Source organism: Flavobacterium limicola (assembly GCF_003634755.1).
Taxonomy (GTDB): Bacteria; Bacteroidota; Bacteroidia; order Flavobacteriales; family Flavobacteriaceae; genus Flavobacterium; species Flavobacterium limicola.
The window spans coordinates 369,615-387,133 of the sequence record NZ_RBXA01000003.1; the positions used below are offsets into that span (position 1 = coordinate 369,615).

Annotated in this window: 15 protein-coding genes and 1 other RNA gene; 2 read left to right on the top strand and 14 right to left on the bottom strand. The window is 32.6% G+C overall.

Features of this window, described 5'->3' with window-relative positions:
* Positions 1-4 precede the first annotated feature (4 nt).
* Entirely contained in the window at positions 5-751 is a 747-nt protein-coding gene (locus BC952_RS11625; RefSeq protein ID WP_121365810.1) for a rhamnogalacturonan acetylesterase, read from the top strand.
* A gap of 331 nt (positions 752-1,082) precedes the next feature.
* Here the strand turns inward: BC952_RS11625 and ssrA are convergent.
* Together ssrA and BC952_RS11635 are read right to left on the bottom strand one after the other, a co-directional pair.
* Positions 1,083-1,479, bottom strand: a transfer-messenger RNA (tmRNA) gene (gene ssrA, locus BC952_RS11630).
* 106 nt (positions 1,480-1,585) lie between these two features.
* Positions 1,586-2,785, bottom strand: coding sequence for a serine hydrolase domain-containing protein (locus tag BC952_RS11635; RefSeq protein ID WP_121365811.1), 1,200 nt, complete (start codon positions 2,783-2,785; stop codon positions 1,586-1,588).
* A gap of 249 nt (positions 2,786-3,034) precedes the next feature.
* On the opposite strand from BC952_RS11635, the gene BC952_RS11640 reads away from it, so the two are divergent.
* The gene (locus BC952_RS11640) at positions 3,035-4,237 is read left to right on the top strand and encodes an NAD(P)-dependent oxidoreductase (protein ID WP_121365812.1); all 1,203 of its coding nucleotides are present in this window, start codon (positions 3,035-3,037) and stop codon (positions 4,235-4,237) included.
* A 157-nt stretch (positions 4,238-4,394) separates the two neighbouring features.
* Here BC952_RS11640 and BC952_RS11645 read toward each other — a convergent pair whose 3' ends face one another.
* The 12 genes from BC952_RS11645 to BC952_RS11700 all read right to left on the bottom strand — a co-directional run bounded on the left by BC952_RS11645 (position 4,395) and on the right by BC952_RS11700 (position 17,437).
* Entirely contained in the window at positions 4,395-6,119 is a 1,725-nt protein-coding gene (locus tag BC952_RS11645; protein ID WP_121365813.1) for a sodium:solute symporter family protein, read from the bottom strand.
* Positions 6,120-6,241: 122 nt separating this feature from the next.
* Positions 6,242-8,773, bottom strand: coding sequence for a PIG-L family deacetylase (locus tag BC952_RS11650; protein ID WP_121365814.1), 2,532 nt, complete (start codon positions 8,771-8,773; stop codon positions 6,242-6,244).
* Positions 8,774-8,910: 137 nt separating this feature from the next.
* The gene (locus BC952_RS11655; protein WP_121365815.1) at positions 8,911-9,447 is read right to left on the bottom strand and encodes a hypothetical protein; all 537 of its coding nucleotides are present in this window, start codon (positions 9,445-9,447) and stop codon (positions 8,911-8,913) included.
* 176 nt (positions 9,448-9,623) lie between these two features.
* The gene (locus tag BC952_RS11660; protein WP_121365816.1) at positions 9,624-10,115 is read right to left on the bottom strand and encodes a hypothetical protein; all 492 of its coding nucleotides are present in this window, start codon (positions 10,113-10,115) and stop codon (positions 9,624-9,626) included.
* A gap of 157 nt (positions 10,116-10,272) precedes the next feature.
* Positions 10,273-10,590 (bottom strand): hypothetical protein, encoded by a 318-nt coding sequence (locus BC952_RS11665; RefSeq protein ID WP_091168392.1) that lies wholly within the window; start codon positions 10,588-10,590, stop codon positions 10,273-10,275.
* Between the two features lie 180 nt (positions 10,591-10,770).
* The gene (locus tag BC952_RS11670; RefSeq protein WP_121365817.1) at positions 10,771-12,591 is read right to left on the bottom strand and encodes a BamA/TamA family outer membrane protein; all 1,821 of its coding nucleotides are present in this window, start codon (positions 12,589-12,591) and stop codon (positions 10,771-10,773) included.
* A gap of 114 nt (positions 12,592-12,705) precedes the next feature.
* Positions 12,706-13,905, bottom strand: coding sequence for an AI-2E family transporter (locus tag BC952_RS11675; RefSeq protein WP_091168397.1), 1,200 nt, complete (start codon positions 13,903-13,905; stop codon positions 12,706-12,708).
* Between the two features lie 175 nt (positions 13,906-14,080).
* Complete coding sequence (locus BC952_RS11680) at positions 14,081-14,611, bottom strand: mechanosensitive ion channel domain-containing protein (protein WP_121365973.1); 531 nt, start codon at positions 14,609-14,611, stop codon at positions 14,081-14,083.
* A gap of 13 nt (positions 14,612-14,624) precedes the next feature.
* Positions 14,625-15,209, bottom strand: a complete 585-nt coding sequence (locus BC952_RS11685; RefSeq protein WP_121365818.1) for a Maf-like protein — start codon at positions 15,207-15,209, stop codon at positions 14,625-14,627.
* Positions 15,202-16,083 carry a geranylgeranylglycerol-phosphate geranylgeranyltransferase gene (locus BC952_RS11690; RefSeq protein ID WP_244200153.1) on the bottom strand — a complete coding sequence of 294 codons (882 nt, stop codon included), beginning with the start codon at positions 16,081-16,083 and terminating at the stop codon, positions 15,202-15,204. The genes BC952_RS11685 and BC952_RS11690 overlap by 8 nt, the downstream gene beginning before the upstream one ends.
* Positions 16,084-16,152: 69 nt before the next feature.
* Positions 16,153-16,680, bottom strand: coding sequence for a KdsC family phosphatase (locus tag BC952_RS11695; protein WP_121365820.1), 528 nt, complete (start codon positions 16,678-16,680; stop codon positions 16,153-16,155).
* The gene (locus tag BC952_RS11700) at positions 16,664-17,437 is read right to left on the bottom strand and encodes a Rossmann-like and DUF2520 domain-containing protein (protein WP_121365821.1); all 774 of its coding nucleotides are present in this window, start codon (positions 17,435-17,437) and stop codon (positions 16,664-16,666) included. The genes BC952_RS11695 and BC952_RS11700 overlap by 17 nt, the downstream gene beginning before the upstream one ends.
* Positions 17,438-17,519 lie beyond the last annotated feature (82 nt).

Here is a 17,519-nt window from a genome sequence, read left to right on the forward strand (position 1 = left end):
GATTATGAAATACTCGTTTTTCTTATTCTTATTTATTTCGCTCAACTGTTTCGCTCAAAAAACAACGATTTACGGCATAGGCGATTCTACAATGGCCAATAAAATCAGACCGGAAGAAAATCCGGAACGCGGCTGGATGCAAATGATATCGCAGTTTTTTAGTGCAGATGTTGTGATTGATAACAGAGCAGTCAACGGTCGCAGTACACGCAGTTTTATCAATGAAAAAAAATGGGATTCGGTTTATAAAGTGTTGAAGCCCGGAGATTATGTTTTCATACAATTTGGGCATAACGATCAAAAAAATGCAGATTTCGCCCGATATACCAATCCGCATACAAGTTATCGCTATAACCTAATTCATTTTGTAAAAGAAACGAGAGAAAAAGGAGCCATTCCAATTTTATTTTCTTCCATTGCCCGACGAAATTTTAACGAACAAGGTGTATTAATTGGAACACATGACGATTATCCGCTAGAAACCCGTTTGGTAGCCCAGCAATATAAAGTACCTTTTATTGACTTGGAATATTTTACAGAACAATTAGAAGAATCGTACGGTTCCGAAAAATCAAAAGAATTGCATTTGCATTTTAAAGAGGGTGAACATCCATATTATCCCGAAGGTAAAGAAGACAATACCCATCTTTCTGTAAAAGGGGCTACAGCAATCGCAAAATTGGTTATAGATCAAATACGATTATTAGAAAGTCCTTTGGTTAAAAAGCTGAAAAAAGGAATTAGAAAATAAACATATAATCGTTCTAAATTTTTATTTTCAATCAAAAACAGAAAACAGTATTTTAGAAACAAAAATAGTCTAAAATCAAACAAAAATATGTTGGATATAAGTTTTGAAATTACCAGGCTTTTTTAGATTTATTTCTGGAATAGTTTTTTTATTTTCTTTATCCTAATAAATATCAGGAAGTTTTTTAAGGTGTTTAATTTTCAATTAATTCCTTTTCATTCTTTTAGTATACTTAGGGAATTTGTCTTGATTTTGGATTATTAAGTTGGTAAGTGTTTGATTATGATTTCTTTAAAAAAAATAAAAAAGGAAGGTGTTCAACACCTTCCTTTTGTGGAGTCGCCGAGAATCGAACTCGGGTCCAAACAAGCAACTAAAAAGCTTTCTACGCGTTTATTTTCTGATTGAGTTTTCGATATTGTGCTAGGCCAGAAACAGCCACACGATACTTATCTTCTTAATTTTGAAATCCACCCGAAGCTCATGGAAATCTAGGTTTATTTTTACGGTTCCCCTGAACTGAACGCCACAAACCAAGGCTTTCAAGGAGAATCCAGCTTTCCTATCTGATAGGAACGTGGCTTAATCGTACTATAATTCGGATTATGCAGCTAAAGCGTAGTTATTTTCGCCGTGTAAAATTGTAAGATCTTATATTTACGAGCAAGGTCTCAATGCTCGACGTGCTTACTTATCAATTCGACTTGCTGTCAAAACCAGTCGACCCCTTTTTTATTTTAAAATTCAAAATGAATTTTGAGTTTGCAAATATAAACTTTTAAACTTGAATTTGTATTGTTAAACTTTAAACTATATCACAAAAACCATTCCTTTTTATTCGTCTCTTAGTTTGAACGGATAATCCCCAAATAAGACAGCCAATTTGCGTACGTCATAGGTTTTTCGAGTAAATTTATTCGAAAACGCTATGATGGTCACGCCCTCTTTTCTCAAGGTGATGTACGATGAGGTATTGCCATGCCACCAGCCGTTGTGAAAATAAAAATTTTGTCCCGTGTCCCAATTGATCATTCGAATGCCAAGTCCATAATTTTTAGTTCCTTTTCGTTCATTACTATATCCTTTATACACTTGACTTTGTAACGATGGTGTTAAAAAAGTAGAACTATTTCGCGCTCTGTCAAATTTCAATAAATCTCGCGGTGTGGAGTATATATTTTTGTCCCCATAAACAGCATCTAAATAATCTTTGCCAATTTCTACTTTGTTTCCTTTATAAGAGGTAACTGCTGTGTCTTTATCTCTATCATAGTCAAAAACATAGGTGTTCTTCATGCCAAGTGGATCAAAAATGATTTGTTTCATGGCTTCTTTATATGGAAGTTTTGTGATTTTTTCAATTATTAATGCCAACATGGCATAATTAGTATTACAATAACTGAAGCGCGTATCGGTTTTAAATTCTAAACCGATCTCTTTTGTAGCCATGATAGTCAGGATATCTTGATTGGTAAGTATGTTGTGTCTATCCCAAATAGTTTTGTCACGATCTGTAAAATAGGCATAATTACGCATTCCGCTTCTGTGATTCAACAATGTTTTTATAGATACTTCAGGATAAGGAAACTCTTTCAAGATGGTATTTACCTTTTGGTCTAAGTCAATCCTTTTAGCATTTATTAATTTTAAAATAGCGGTTGCCGTGATTACTTTACTTACAGAGGCAATATGTAAAGGCGTAGATTTAGTGATTAATGTTTTATCTCTGAAATTGGAATAGCCTTCGTATTTTTCATAAATAATTTGACCATTTTTAGCTACTAGAAAACTTCCATTTGCACTATTATTGGGCCAGTTTTTTTTATAAAAAGAGTCAATGGATGTCTTTTTTGAATTAATGTATTCGGCAGTTAATTTTGTCTCCGGTTTACTTAATGGCTTCATCATGGGTAATGTACTCTGTGGGAGTTGTGCATCACTCAATTCAATCTTCTTTTTCTCTTTGTTACAAGAACTCAAAACTACAAAGACGAGAAGAATATGTAGTATATTTGTTTTTTTTATAAAATTCATTTCCGTGGTACTAGAAAGGCAAATATATAGAATCAATGTCTTTTCACACCTTGTTTTTTCGAAACCTTAACACTATTTTATAAGTAAACTTAAAATGTGTTTTTCTATTATTATGGACCTCAACCAATAATAGTTTTTGGCGTATGTATTTTAATTAAAAAATAAATCGATTTTAGTTTAAAATGTTATATTTGTAACAAATAAACTAGATGAAGTTATAATAAAAACAAATCAAAAGTATAAAAAAATATGAAATTCGGAATTTTAAAAGAAAGAAAAAACCCGCCTGACAGAAGAGTTATTTTCTCACCTGATGAATTAACTAAACTAAAACAGTTGTATCAAAATGTTACTGTAAAAGTTGAACGATCAGATATTCGTATTTTTACCGATTCAGAATATGAAAAACTAGGGATTGAAGTAACTGATGATATCAGTGATTGTGATATTTTGTTTGGCGTAAAAGAAGTACCGGTAGAAAATTTAATTCCGAACAAAACATATTTCTTTTTTTCTCATACCATAAAAAAGCAACCTTACAACAGAAAATTATTACAAGCAATTTTAGAAAAAAATATCGATTTATACGATTATGAAACTATTGTAGATGCTAATAATCGCAGGCTAATTGGTTTTGGTCGTTACGCAGGAATTGTAGGCGCTTATAATAGTATTCGCGCTTTTGGAATAAAATTCGAATTATTTAAATTGCCAAAAGCAGAAACACTTTCTGGCAAAGAAGCACTAATTGCTCATTTGAAGCGATTGATTTTGCCACCATTAAAATTTGTGATTACAGGTACTGGAAAAGTAGGAAACGGTGCTAAAGAAGTGCTGGATGCTATAAAAATAAAGGAAGTTTCTGTTGAAAATTATTTAACAAAAAGTTATTCGCAACCTGTATATACACAAATAGATGTTTTAGAATATAATAAGCGTAAAGATGGTATGGTATTGGATTATAATGATTTCTATAACAATCCAAAGGAATACGTTTCTGATTTCGAAAGATTTACAAAAGTCTCAGATATCTATATTACCGGACATTTTCATGCGAATGATGCTCCTGTGATTCTTACACGAGAGATGTTGCAATCGAAAGATTGTAAGATTAAAGTTGTTGCTGATGTTTCCTGCGATGTTAATGGTCCAATAGCCTGTACGCTGAGATCATCTACAATTGCCGAGCCCTTATATGGATATTTACCAAATGAAAACAAAGAAGTAGATGTTTTTCATCCCGCAGCAATTGTAGTTATGGCAGTGGATAATTTACCCTGTGAACTCCCAAAAGATGCAAGCGAAGGATTTGGCGAAATGTTTATGGAACATGTTATTCCTGCTTTTTTTAATGAAGATAAAGATGGAATTTTACAAAGAGCTAAAATTACTGATAAAGGAAAACTGACTCCAAAATTTAGTTATTTACAAGATTATGTTGATGGAAAATAAATAGAATGTTGTTTTTAGTATAAAAAAATCCCCCAGATAATTTCTAAATACTGGGGGATTTATAATTAAGTCAATATTTTTTTATTTTAATAATAGTATTGTTTTTCAAATTGATGCATCATTTTATTATTACAATAAAGATGACTGCCAATTTTAATTACTCATTAATTGCTTTCTGTTTTCTGAAAATCGTCCACTGCAATAATAACGAAATCACAATTGTCAGCATTGCTCCAATAAAATTTAGCCATAAATAACCCAGTTTTTCTTCTCCGCTCGGAAAGATGTAAATGGCGTAATAGTAAATGATAAAAATAGTAAGCTGACTAACAACGGCGCTGTAAAATATAGCTTTGGATTGGACTTTATGGATGTAAAAACCAACTAAAAATATTCCCAATACAGTTCCGTAAAATATGGATCCAATGATATTTACCAATTGGATTAAATTCTCGAACAACGTCCCGATACAAGCAAAAAGTATAGCGATAATTCCCCACAGCAATGTGAAAAATTTTGTAGCATAAAGATAATGTCTTTCTGATTTTTCTCCTTTTACATTTCGTTTGTAAATATCAATTGCTGTTGTAGATGCCAATGCATTCAATCCGGAAGCAGTTGATGACATAGCAGCTGAAATGATAACTGCCAATAATAAACCGATAAGTCCTTTGGGTAAATAATTAAGGATAAAGTGAAAAAACACATAATCTTTGTCGTTTGTTTCACTGTTGCTATCACCTTTAAGGATTATTTCTTTGGCGCGATCTCTTAAATCTTTTTCTTTATTGGACAAAGCTACCAATTCTTTTCGAAGGATTGGATTATCATAATCTTGATTGAGTTGGTCGATGTACAACAAATTAATTACTTTTTTATCCTCGGATAAATCGTCTAATTTTTTCTCCAAAGCATTGTATTCACCTTTGTAAGCCGATTTTTCAATCATGGCTTTATTGTTTGGATTAAAATTTAGAGGAACAGGATTGAATTGAAAAAAAACAAAAACCATAACTCCAGTCAATAAAATAAAGAACTGCATTGGCACTTTTAGCAGCCCATTCATAATCAATCCCATTTGACTTTCCCGAACAGATCTTCCTGATAAATAACGTCCGACTTGAGATTGGTCGGTACCAAAATAAGCTAATGCGAGGAAAAATCCTCCTGTAATTCCGCTCCAAAAAGTATATTTTTCTTCCGGATCAAAAGAGAAATTGACAATATTCATTTTGTCATTTGCACCAGCAATATGCAACGCACTGGTAAATGTCATGTCATTAGGAAGATAATGTAATATCAGAAAAAAGGTGATAAACATTCCCGACATGATCACAAACATCTGCTGTTTTTGTGTTACGTTCACCGCTTTGGTTCCTCCGGAAAAGGTATAAATGATAACTAATACCCCAATAATAATATTCATGTAGGTCAGATTCCAACCCAATATTGCCGACAAAATAATCGCCGGAGCGTATATAGTCAATCCGGTTCCAAGTCCTCTTTGGAACAAGAAAAGAATGGCTGCAAGGGAACGCGTTTTTAAATCAAACCTTTTTTCGAGATACTCATACGCGGTATACACCTTGTATTTGTGGTATAAAGGGATAAAGGTGACGCAAATTACAACCATGGCAATTGGCAGTCCAAAATAGAACTGGACAAAACCCATTCCGTCGTGATATGCCTGTCCTGGAGTAGAAAGAAACGTAATGGCGCTGGCTTGTGTTGCCATCACAGAAAGTCCTACGACATGCCAAGGTGTTTCATTGCTTCCTAGAATAAAATCTTCTACATTTTTACTTCCTTTGGTTTTCCAAGCGCCATAAATTACAATGAAAAGTAAGGTAACAATGAGTATAATCCAGTCAAATAATTGCATAATTTAAGCGTATAATTTCATGATGAGACAAAAGATTAAAATGTAAATAGCGTTGGCTACAAGGACCCAAGTATAATTTTTTTTCCAGGTTTTTATTTTTTTTGTTTCCATTTCAGACTGGTTTAGTTTTTGATTTTTTGGGGAGGAATAGTTTCAGATGATTTCAATGAGATGATATTTGAAATTAATTTATACGCCCCGGTTACGCCTTCAGGTAATTCTCTGAAAAAGCTTAATCCCGTATAAATATAGTGCCCTTTTCCGTAAGGAGCAACCAGTAAAGCACCATTTTTAGGTGTTTCTCCTTTGTCATTGGATGATAGAATAGGAGTGAAGGCTTTGTCATATACGCTTGGGTAATACAATCCCTGCTCTTGTTTCCAACCTTGAAAATCTTTAGAAGTGATTTTGTTTGGAAAATTCAGAACAGGATGGTTTGGTGCTAAAAATCGGACTTCAGCATCTTCTTCCGTTACACGGTCTCGGGAGAGTTTCAATGGATAAGGCGCGATATTTTCGGTTACCAAATCGCCTACAGTGTTGTACTGAACGATCATTGTTTTTCCGCCTTTTACAAAATCAAAAAGTATATTTTGCTTATTCGCTAATACTGTAACAGTATTGTAGGCACGAACACCAGTCATCACTACATCAAAATTTTCTAATTTCTCAGGTGTTATTTCTTCGGGTTTAAGCAGCGTAACAGTGTATCCCAATTGTGTCAGACTACTAGGAACTTCATCTCCGGCGCCCATAATGTAGGCGATTTTTTCACCATTAGTTTTTAAATCTGTTTTGATGCATTTGGCTTCAGCCGATTTTAAAACTTGCTGTTTCGTGATGTGGTCATAATTAATGATGACTTGTTCTTTATCAAATCGTTTATTGTCAATTATCGCAACACTTTTTGCAACCGCTTCATCTGATTTGCTAGGCGCAGTTACTTCAAAATAAACAATCTGTTCCGTTCCCTTTTTTTCGATATTGAAAGGAATCGATTTTGGAGAAACACCCCAGTTTTGAGGCAGTTCAAGTTGAAGATTTCCTTTGACGGCATCTTTACCTGCTTTAATTTTTACGCCTACATATTTAATTTTGGTGTCTTTAAAAAGCAATACTTTGTCTACAATTGAAGTGGTAACGTCAGGAACGATATCAAGATAATTATACACTTCGCCTTTTACATCGTCATTGTATTTATAGATTACAGTTCGCTCAAAAGGGATTTCGATTCCATTGATTTGAACATTAAAGACTACTTTCGTTTCCCGAATTATATCTGGAATTCCTATATTTTGTTGCTCATTTACGGCATACATCCCAACAGTACCATTTTCTCTTAACCAATACGGTTGTGTGTAGTTAATTGATTCGGGTAACTTTAAATCTAAGTTGATGTTATTTAGAATATTGTTTTTTAAATCCCGATTTTGAGGTGTTGTAATTTGATTTGGTAAAGTGGTCACACTTATTAATTGAAAAGGCAATGTACTTCTATTAATGGCTTCGAGTTTCAATTTGATAGTGCTTCCGGGAGTCGCTTCCTGATTTTGGGCAACGGCTTCAAGGTACAAACCGGAACAAGCTGCAATAATTTCTTTTATGGCTGCTGATTTCAATGGCACCCAATGATTTTCGTCCAAAGCATTCATCATGGAGTAGGCTTTTGCCAAATTAGGAATGCTTGCCGAAGGATTATTGTGGTCGAATTCAGCGGCAATACTTGTCAATAATTCTCCTATTTCTTTTCCTCCTTTTACTCGGTTCCAAGAAGTATCAATTCCTTCAAAAAGTGATTTTTTATCTTTTAAAGCATCTCCATTTATAAATTCTAAATATTCCGTTTCTTCGCCACGTGCACCAGTACTTCCAAATCCTTGCGATTGATGACGACTGCGACTTAATGCTGCTATTTCTTGGTTAGATTTTCCTAATCCGGCATAATAAACACCAGTTTCTAGTGCAATTAGATTTTTTTTGTCGGCGGCATTAAATTTTTCAATACTTCCATAAAACCACCAAGACGTATTGAAAAACTGGCGTTTGGTTTGCCAAGGTTTTACAAATTGCAATTGTTCCGGAAAAATAGTGGGATTATTAGCCAGTTGAAAACTTTCGACACTCAACATTGCCGATGATGTGTGATGACCATGTGTAGTTCCTGGAGACCGATGATCAAATCGGTTAACGATGACATCAGGTTGAAATTTTCGGATGGCCCAAATAACGTCAGCCAATACTTTTTCTTTATCCCAAATTTCTAAGGTTTCTGTTGGATTTTTGGAAAACCCAAAATCATTGGCACGAGAAAAAAATTGTTCTCCACCATCAATTTTTCGAGCTTCAATAAGTTCTTGTGTTCGTATCACTCCTAATAATTCGCGTAACTGTGTTCCTATTAGGTTTTGGCCTCCATCTCCACGTGTCAACGATAAATAGCCTGTTCTGGCTTTTTGATCATTGGACAAATAAGAAATTAATCGGGTGTTTTCATCATCCGGATGTGCGGCGATATACAATACAGAACCTAGAAAATTAAGCTTTTGAATTTGATTGTAAATTTCAACAGAATTTGGTTTTTGTGGTTGTTGCGCATTTGTTATTTGGCAACATAAAAGAAACATTAAAATAGCGGACACGTATTTTTTTTGCATTTTTTTAAATTTAATTTGCAATAGCTTCAAAAGTAGGAATTAAATAATTTCTTCTGAAATATTTTGGGTTTTCTTTAATAAAAAAGAGAGAGAATACCAATTTTGGTATCCTCTCTCTTTTTTAAACAAATGTGTGATTAATCTCTGTCATGTCCATTTCCACGCCCATTTCCATGTCCGTTTCCATGTCCATTATTTCGGTTATCATGTTTTTTATATTCTCTGTGATTATCGTTATCATATCTTCTATGATTGTCATTTCCTCTTTGCTTTACATATACTCTACGGTTATTGTTATAACCTATATTTCTTTGTTCTCTTCCATGATATCCTCTATAATATTTGACTTTGTGATTTCTAAAATTATTGTAAGGTCTTGATCCACGATAATCATTGAGTACTACTTTGTATCCGCTATACAAATCGTAATTTCTATATTGGTTAGGTAAATTTCTAGAACGAATCCATCGTCCACCACCGAAATATATAAATTGGGTAGCTCTAACATCATAATATGCTTCAACATCGGGTAAATAGTAATATTGTGCTTCAGTATATCCTACAGGTCCCCAAGATGGCGGGCTACCAATGTTTACATTAACTGAAACTTGTGCGTGTATAGTACTAGATGCAAAAAGGATAATTCCTACGGCGATTAATTTAAGTGTTCTCATGTTCTTTAATTTAAATATTTTGTATGATTCTTTTATTGATATATCTTTTTACCTATTTTCAAAAACTATGCCAACGTAAAATAATTAACATTTTTTAAGATTTAATTAAGGGTTTGTTTTTGCCAAAAAAAAAGAACCTCGATTGGAGGTTCTGATTTTTAGGTTTTTATGAAGGATTAATGCTTGTCTTTTCCATTTCCTTTTCCATGTCCGTTATTTCCATTTTTTTGATGTCCATTACCGTTATTTCCTTGTTTGTAAGAATCTTTATGAATTACCACTTTTCGTACTCCAATTGTTTTTTGTGGTTTTCCTTTATACCCTTTATAATATTTAACCTTATGATTTTTAAAGTAAGTGTAAGGTCTTGAACCATGATAATCATTTAATACCACTTTGTATCCATTGTACAAATCGTAGCTTCTGTATTGTGTTGGCAAATTTCTGGAACGAACCCACTGGCCTCCTCCTAAATAAATAAATTGACTCTGTCTTACATCATAATATGCTTGCACATCTGGTAAATAATAATATTCGGCAGCTGAGTATCCTACAGGACCCCAAGCTGGTGGACTACCAATATTTACATTTACTGAAACTTGTGCTTGCATTGCTGTACTGGATAATAAAAGTACTATTCCGGCGGCGATGAATTTTAATGTCTTCATATTTTCAAAATTTAATTAATATTATATTTAACGGTACTTGACTAAGTCGCTATTCTCATAACAAAAACCAAGAACTATGCCAAGCTTGAAATATGCCTTGCATAAAAAAAGGAAACGATTGACCGTTTCCTTTTTTTTATTTTTCTTGTTGATTCGGTTACAATAAAAGAATCAATAAAAGAATAACTATGATAATTGCACCAACAGATAAATAAATACCATTTCCAGTTGATTTTAATTCAGCTTTAATCGCACGTACTTCTTTACGTAGTTCTTTTTTCTCTGAAGAATTCAAAGAAGATTTATCCATTGCTTTTATTTCGTCAAGACGATTAAGCAATACTTTAACTTCTGCAGGAACTTCTTTTGGGTTGTTTGAAACCGAAGTTGGGTTTTTTTCAGCAGCTAACATTTGAGTTGGAACAACACTTAATGACAATACCATCATCATTAAATAAAAGGTAACTTTTTTCATTTCTTTTGGGTTTTAGTTATTAATTTTAACACAATAAAAGTAAGCATTAATTCATAATAATATCTTATATAATTATAGTATTTAATTGTATAATTTACATTAATTATAAAAATAATGTGTCTCTAACTATTTAAAAAATAGTTTTTTAAATAAAAATAGAATTATAGAATTGACTATTTGTTATTTGAAAATTACGGTGCGAGGTTTTGCCAATTCAAAATCCTGAAATCCAAAATCAGTAGTCTCAAAAGAGTTTGTTTTGAAAATATTTTGTCCATTACCAGGTATAGATGGATAATAAGAAAGGGAAAGTTGAAAAGAACTAAAAATCAAAAAGTCATTGTTTATAATAAATCCAACACCAATTTTTGAATATGCTTTATTTTCTAACAATCCTTTTTTATCATTTCCAAGCATGGCAATTGAATAGTTAAAATAGGGGTTTAATCTAAACCCCCAAAGGTTCCATGGGGCGTATGCCTGAGTTTGTAATGTAAAAATTGCTTTTTTAGTTCCATACTGCGCAGTATTAAATCCTTGAAGTCCATAATTATCATTAATACTAAGCTGATCAGCAATTATATCTTCCCGCTTTGAGCCAAGTATTAATTGTGGTTTAACAAACTGTCGTAACTTCCATTTACCGATACTAAATAAATTTGTGAAATAATTTGCCTGAAAAGAAAAAGCCGTTTGTTTGGTGTTTGATTTTTCAATAAAAGCTCCTAATTCAAAATTAGCACTTAAAAATCCCCATTTATAAAAATTACCAAATGATGCACGTGTTCCTATATAATACCGATTGAGTTTGTTTTTATATTGGTATCCCGCAGTAATCCCAAATATTTTTCCAATAGGCACATCCTCAATAATACCATTGTTGAAAATATAACTGTCTTGAACGAATTTTCGCGAGGTGACGCCAATTCCTAGCAATGAAAATTTTTCATTTGAATAATAATCATTAGGATCATAATTGATTATTGGACTTTCGAGGTATTTTACATTCAAAAAACGACCTGCTACGACTAAATTTGTAGTTCTGTCACTTTCAGTATTTCCTTTTAAAATAGTGAAAGCATGTCCTAGCCATAAATCCTGAGAATTGTATTTGAAATTTTGATAGGCAAATATTGAGTTTGAATCCGGAAGAGTATCTTTTCTAAATTGTTGATCAAAATAAACACCGCCAGCCCATTTTGTAAATGCAGAGTAAAAAGGACGGTCAAAATTGACACTTTTACTATAATAGTCTTCTAAATCAATACTGTAGCTGATGGTGGTTTTGATAAAAGTATTTTTAATATTAGGAATACTATACGCTAAACTGTAGGCACTTTTTCCATCGCTGAATCTATTTCTAAATTTATTATTAAATTCATGACCAGAGCCCAAAATATTACGGTCATTCAGTTCGAAATTAGTTCTTGAACTTGAAATAGAGCCTTTTGGAATAATACTCCAAGAGTCTAAAACACGAATAAATACATCTATGGAATCCGTGTTTTTATTAATCAATTGCGGAGTAATATCAACCCGACTGATATACCGTTGCGTTCTAATTAAACGTTCAGACTCTTTTACTAACAATGAATCCAGAGGTTTGTTTTTCTTAATCAGTAATAAATTCCTAATAGCAAGCCTATTCGTTTTAATATGAATCCTGTTTCCGGTTCGTTCAGCCCAATTTTTAGGTTTTCTTGTGGTATCAATTTCGGAATAACCAAACGGATCTAAAGTGATGATATTTATGTTTCTAATAATCTTGCCTTCAAATTTCGCGTATCTTTTTGGGATTACTTTTGTTTTTTTAGTTTTTACGTTAACGGGTCTAAAAACTAGTTTATGGACTAATTTAGTAAATTTATTTTTTTTGGAATAGGTTTGAATTTGTTTATAAACTTCTGAAGAATCCTTTTTTGTTTTTTTTATCTGTGAAAAGGAAACCTGCCAGCAGCAGCATATCAAAAGAAAGAGAATCAATTTTTGTTTTTTAAACATGATAAAAAATAATTTTAAAACAGTATTAACGAAACAAAAAGAGGAATCTTTTTAATTGCTAGTTTTGAAAAACAAAGTCACACTTTAGATAATTAATTCTATGATTTTTATAATCTAATCATCCGTTTTATTGCTGTCATTTTCAGTTGTGGTTTCAGTAAAAATCGGAACTACAATATCAGTTTTAATGATGGTTTTCTTTGGTGTTGATTCTGAATCAAAGAGTGGTAATTTAATATTTCGCCAAGTATAGGTTTTTGGTAAATGGTCTCCCATCAGGTATCCCCAAGGTTCTAGAGATTCAATTCTGTCAAAAATGACTTTTAAAACGGCAAGTATCGGAAGTGCTAAAAACATTCCTGAAACTCCGGCAATTGCTCCTCCGATAATGATTCCAACAATCGATATGAATGCGTTTATCTCTACTTTAGAACTTACAATCAGCGGAACAATAATATTATTATCAATGAGCTGAACCACAACAGTAATTACAATAACACCAACAATTATTGATAAATCAGGTGAACCTGTTAGCGAAGCAACAATACTTAAAACACCGGCAAATAGAATTCCTATGTAAGGAATCAGATTTAGAATTCCTGTTATTATTCCCAATAAAATGGCATATTTCACACCTATTAGCATAAATCCAAGCGTTGTCATTACTGAAATTAAAATCATTTCAATAATCAAACCTACAATGTAACTGTTGATAGCTACTCTAACATTTGTTAAAATGTTTTTTAACTGTTCATGGTTTTCTTTTTTGAATAATTTAGATAAAAACAGTAAAAAATGCGTTCTGTACAAAAGAATTAAAAAAGTGTAAATCGGTATCAAAGTTAAGTTTACCAAAGTATCCGTAAATGACATTAGGGTAGTTCCAATGATTTCTTTTCCTTTTTCCATCGAATCTTCAGCTGCAGTATCGATATACTGTTTTTGTTCTCTGGAACTTAAATGAAAATTATCTCTAATAAAACCTTGAATATTACTAAGATGAATGTTAATATTTCTTTCAATTTTATCAAAATCATCAGCAAAATCACTGATCTGAAAGGATAGAAAAACAAAAAGACCAATAAAAATTAATACAAATAAAATCACTGCTATCATTACAGCCAGAACATGCGGAAAATAGAGTTTTGATTTCAAAAATTGAACAATGGGATACAATAATATCGCAAACAAAAACGACATCATTACAGGGATCAATATGTCTTGACCAATGTAAAAAATAAAGATAATAGCAATTAAACCCAACAAAGTCAGGGTTAATTTAGCGTAAAATGGAAATTTTAGGATATCATTCATATCTTTTTTGTTTGGTATTATAAACTGACTAATATTCAACTATTTTCAACTGACAAATATGTGGCAATATAAAAATTAAAGTATTACATATTTTTTATCAATAGTTACATAATTATCACTTTCGAATCGATAGATTTATTAACGAAAATAGCGTTAGCATTCATAAAGTTATGAATTAATCTACGAATTCTTTATTTTCAAAATGATTTTTTAGAATGGAGATTCCTTTTTGCAAAAGCAAATTGTTGGGATAAATAATCTTTTCCCCATCAATCGTTTTTAAGAAAACATGAAAGGCACCAATATCTTCAATTTCGGCTTCAATTGGGAAATCCTTATCATGGATTTTGATTACGTCCCCAATTTTAAACGGAAAAGAAAAAAACAAAATAATACCGGAAGTGATGTTACTTAAAATTGACCATTGGGCAAACATGGCAACACCTACAACGGTTGTGATAGAAGAAAGTGCAATAGTAATATCTTTAGTCTGAACACCCCAAATCACTATTAAAGCAATAACTACTAGGATATTTATGAATAAATGAATGTATTTGATGACTAAATTAGTTCTGTGCTCCAGCGTTTGGTTTGATTTGGCGTAGCGCCTTACCAATTTGGTTGATATTATTCGCAATAAAATCAGCAGAATCCCTAAGACTCCGGTAGCAATTAATTCTCTGGTGTATTCGTGTATTAATGACATTTCCATAAAACGACTAGGCTAAATTATTTAAATATTCGTACACTTTATCCGTGGGCATTCCCATCACATTAGCATAAGAACCTTCAATTTTTGAAACGCCAATAAAACCAATCCATTCCTGAATGCCGTACGAACCCGCTTTATCATAAGGTTTGTAGTTTTCCAAATAGTAGCGAATCGATTCCTCACTTAATTCGTTGAAAGTGACTTTTGTTATTTCATATAAAATCTCAACTTTTTCATTGGTTTTAAAGCAAACGGAAGTGATGACTTCATGAGTAGCATTCGATAATGATTTAAGGATTTCAAAAGCATCTTGTTCGTCTTTTGGTTTACCCAAAGCGGTATTGTTGTGCCAAACAATGGTGTCGCTGGTAATCAAAATTTCATTTGGGTTTAATTCTCCTTCGAAAGCGCTGGCTTTCAGTTCAGCCAAATAATTAGTGATTTCGTGCGCTTTCAATTCTGGGGGATAAATTTCTTCGATTTCTTTCAATCGAATTTCAAAATCCAAGTCTAAATCTTTAAAAAACTGTTGGCGTCTTGGTGAACCCGAAGCCAGAATTAAAGTATATTTTTCTAATTTATTTCTAAGCATTATATTTCATATTTAAACTGATAACAACAACGGAAAGGATTCCAAAAAGCAAAATCCATTTTAAAAGTCCACTCAAAAAATGGAATTCTTTTTTGGTTGTAGCCGTCCACATTTTTACAGTGAAAAAAATTAGCGGACCTACAACAAAAAGCAATAGATATAGTGTAACGAATAGTAATTCAAACAAGTATTTATTGATGTAAAATAAAATAAAAAAAAGTGGAATAAAACTCAGTCCAAAAACTATTTTTCCAGTTCTGGATTTTCCTATTGCAATAGGTAAGGTGTTCATTCCTTGGTTGTAATCGCCATCGGTATCCTCAATGTCTTTAACGATTTCCCGCAACAGATTAATCATAAAAGCAAAAATAGCATAATCTAATAAGATCGAAAAAAACAATCCCATTTGTTGTTGATTGTCTATTCCTGTGGCAGGATATAAATCAAAAATCCCAATTATAATTATACTAAACGAAAGCAACAATGCTACAATAATATTGCCAATGAGCATCATTTGTTTCAGGCTTGTGGCATATAAATAAAGTGTAGCTGCAATCAGAATAAATATAGATGCAAAACCTGGTTTGGCTATAACATTTGATAAATAGAAACCAATTGCCACGCCCGTTACGGTAAGTCCAATGTATAAATTATAGGCTTGTGTTTCCGAAATGCTTTTGCCTATAACAACGGTTTTGGGTTTGTTGATAGCATCCGTGTTTTGATCAAAAATATTATTAATGATATATCCACCACCAGCAATCAAAACTGTTGATAAAACCAATAATAAATATTGCGAATCCGCTAATGCCAGAGGAATATTTTGAATTTTAAAAAATACATACCTGAAAATAAGCTGCATAAAAGCAAGCATGAGCAGGTTTTGGTATCGGATGAGTTTTAGAAATGGAACCACAGATGTCATTTAAAATTTATAATACTACTAATCGTGTTTCCCGTCAAAATGCGCCATCCATTTTCCTTGCGCTTTCATAACTTGTTCAATGACATCTCTCGCAGCACCTTTTCCTCCATTTTTATGCGAAATATATCTTGAAATGGCTTTGATTTCAGGGCTTGAATCCTGCGGACATGTAGGTAATCCTACTAATTTCATGACATGATAATCAGGAATATCATCGCCCATATATAAAACGTGTTCTGGATTTATTTTATAAACATCCGTATACTCATCAAATGTTTCCACTTTATCGGGTGTGCCCAAATAAATATCAGTAATGCCAAGATTTCGCAGTCTAACTCGCACGCCTTCATTGCTTCCACCTGAAATAATACATACATTATAACCGCTTTCAACGGCTGCTTTCATTGCATAACCATCTCTGATGTTCATAGTTCGCAAAATTTCTCCTTCATTGGTTACAAAAACAGAACTGTCCGTAAGTACGCCATCGACATCAAAAATAAAAGTAGTGATATCGTTCATTATTTCTTTATAACTTTTTGCCATTCTCTTGTATTGATTGTGTTAGTGTTTTATAAATTTTAAGGTAATCATCGTTGGCCAAAAAAGCTTCATGCGCTTCAATAGTTGCCGTATCATTGCGTTTTGCAGGACCAGTTTGCGCCTCTTCCGGAGAAAGTACCATTATTTTATTGGCAGTTTCAGCGATTAAAGGTTTCAGAATTTCGAAAGGAACTTGGTTTTCCTGACAAATTTCCTGACCTATTTGGTACAAATGATTCGTAAAATTATTGATAAAAACTGCTGCCACATGCAAGGCTTTTCGTTGTTCTGAATTGATTGCGAAAACTTTTTCAGAAATTGATTTGGCTACTTTATCCAATAATTGATAATCGGTAGCATTTTCACTTTCCAAGCAAATGGGAATCATTTTAAAATCAACGGGTTTATTTTTGGTAAAGGTTTGTAAAGGATAAAAAACTCCTTTACGATTGTCTTCATTCAAAATATTCAACGGAACACTTCCTGAAGTATGCACCACCAGCCGGTTTTTAAACGGAAGTTGCGAAGAAATTGCTTCAATTGCATCATCAGAAACCGCAATGATATACAAGTCAGCTTCCGCCAAAGCATTTAAATCATTTGTGATATGTTCCAAATTGAGTAGGTGGGAAACACTTGCTGTTTGTCTGGAATACACTTGGATTAACTCGATTTCTGTTCCTGAATTTTGAGCATTTTGAAAAGCGGCAATCAGATGTTGCGCAACATTTCCGGAACCAATAATTACTACTTTGACCATGCGACAAAATTAGCAAAAAAATATTAAGAGTTTTATTTGAAAATTACACGAATAAAAAATTGGATTTCGCCTTAAAAAGAGC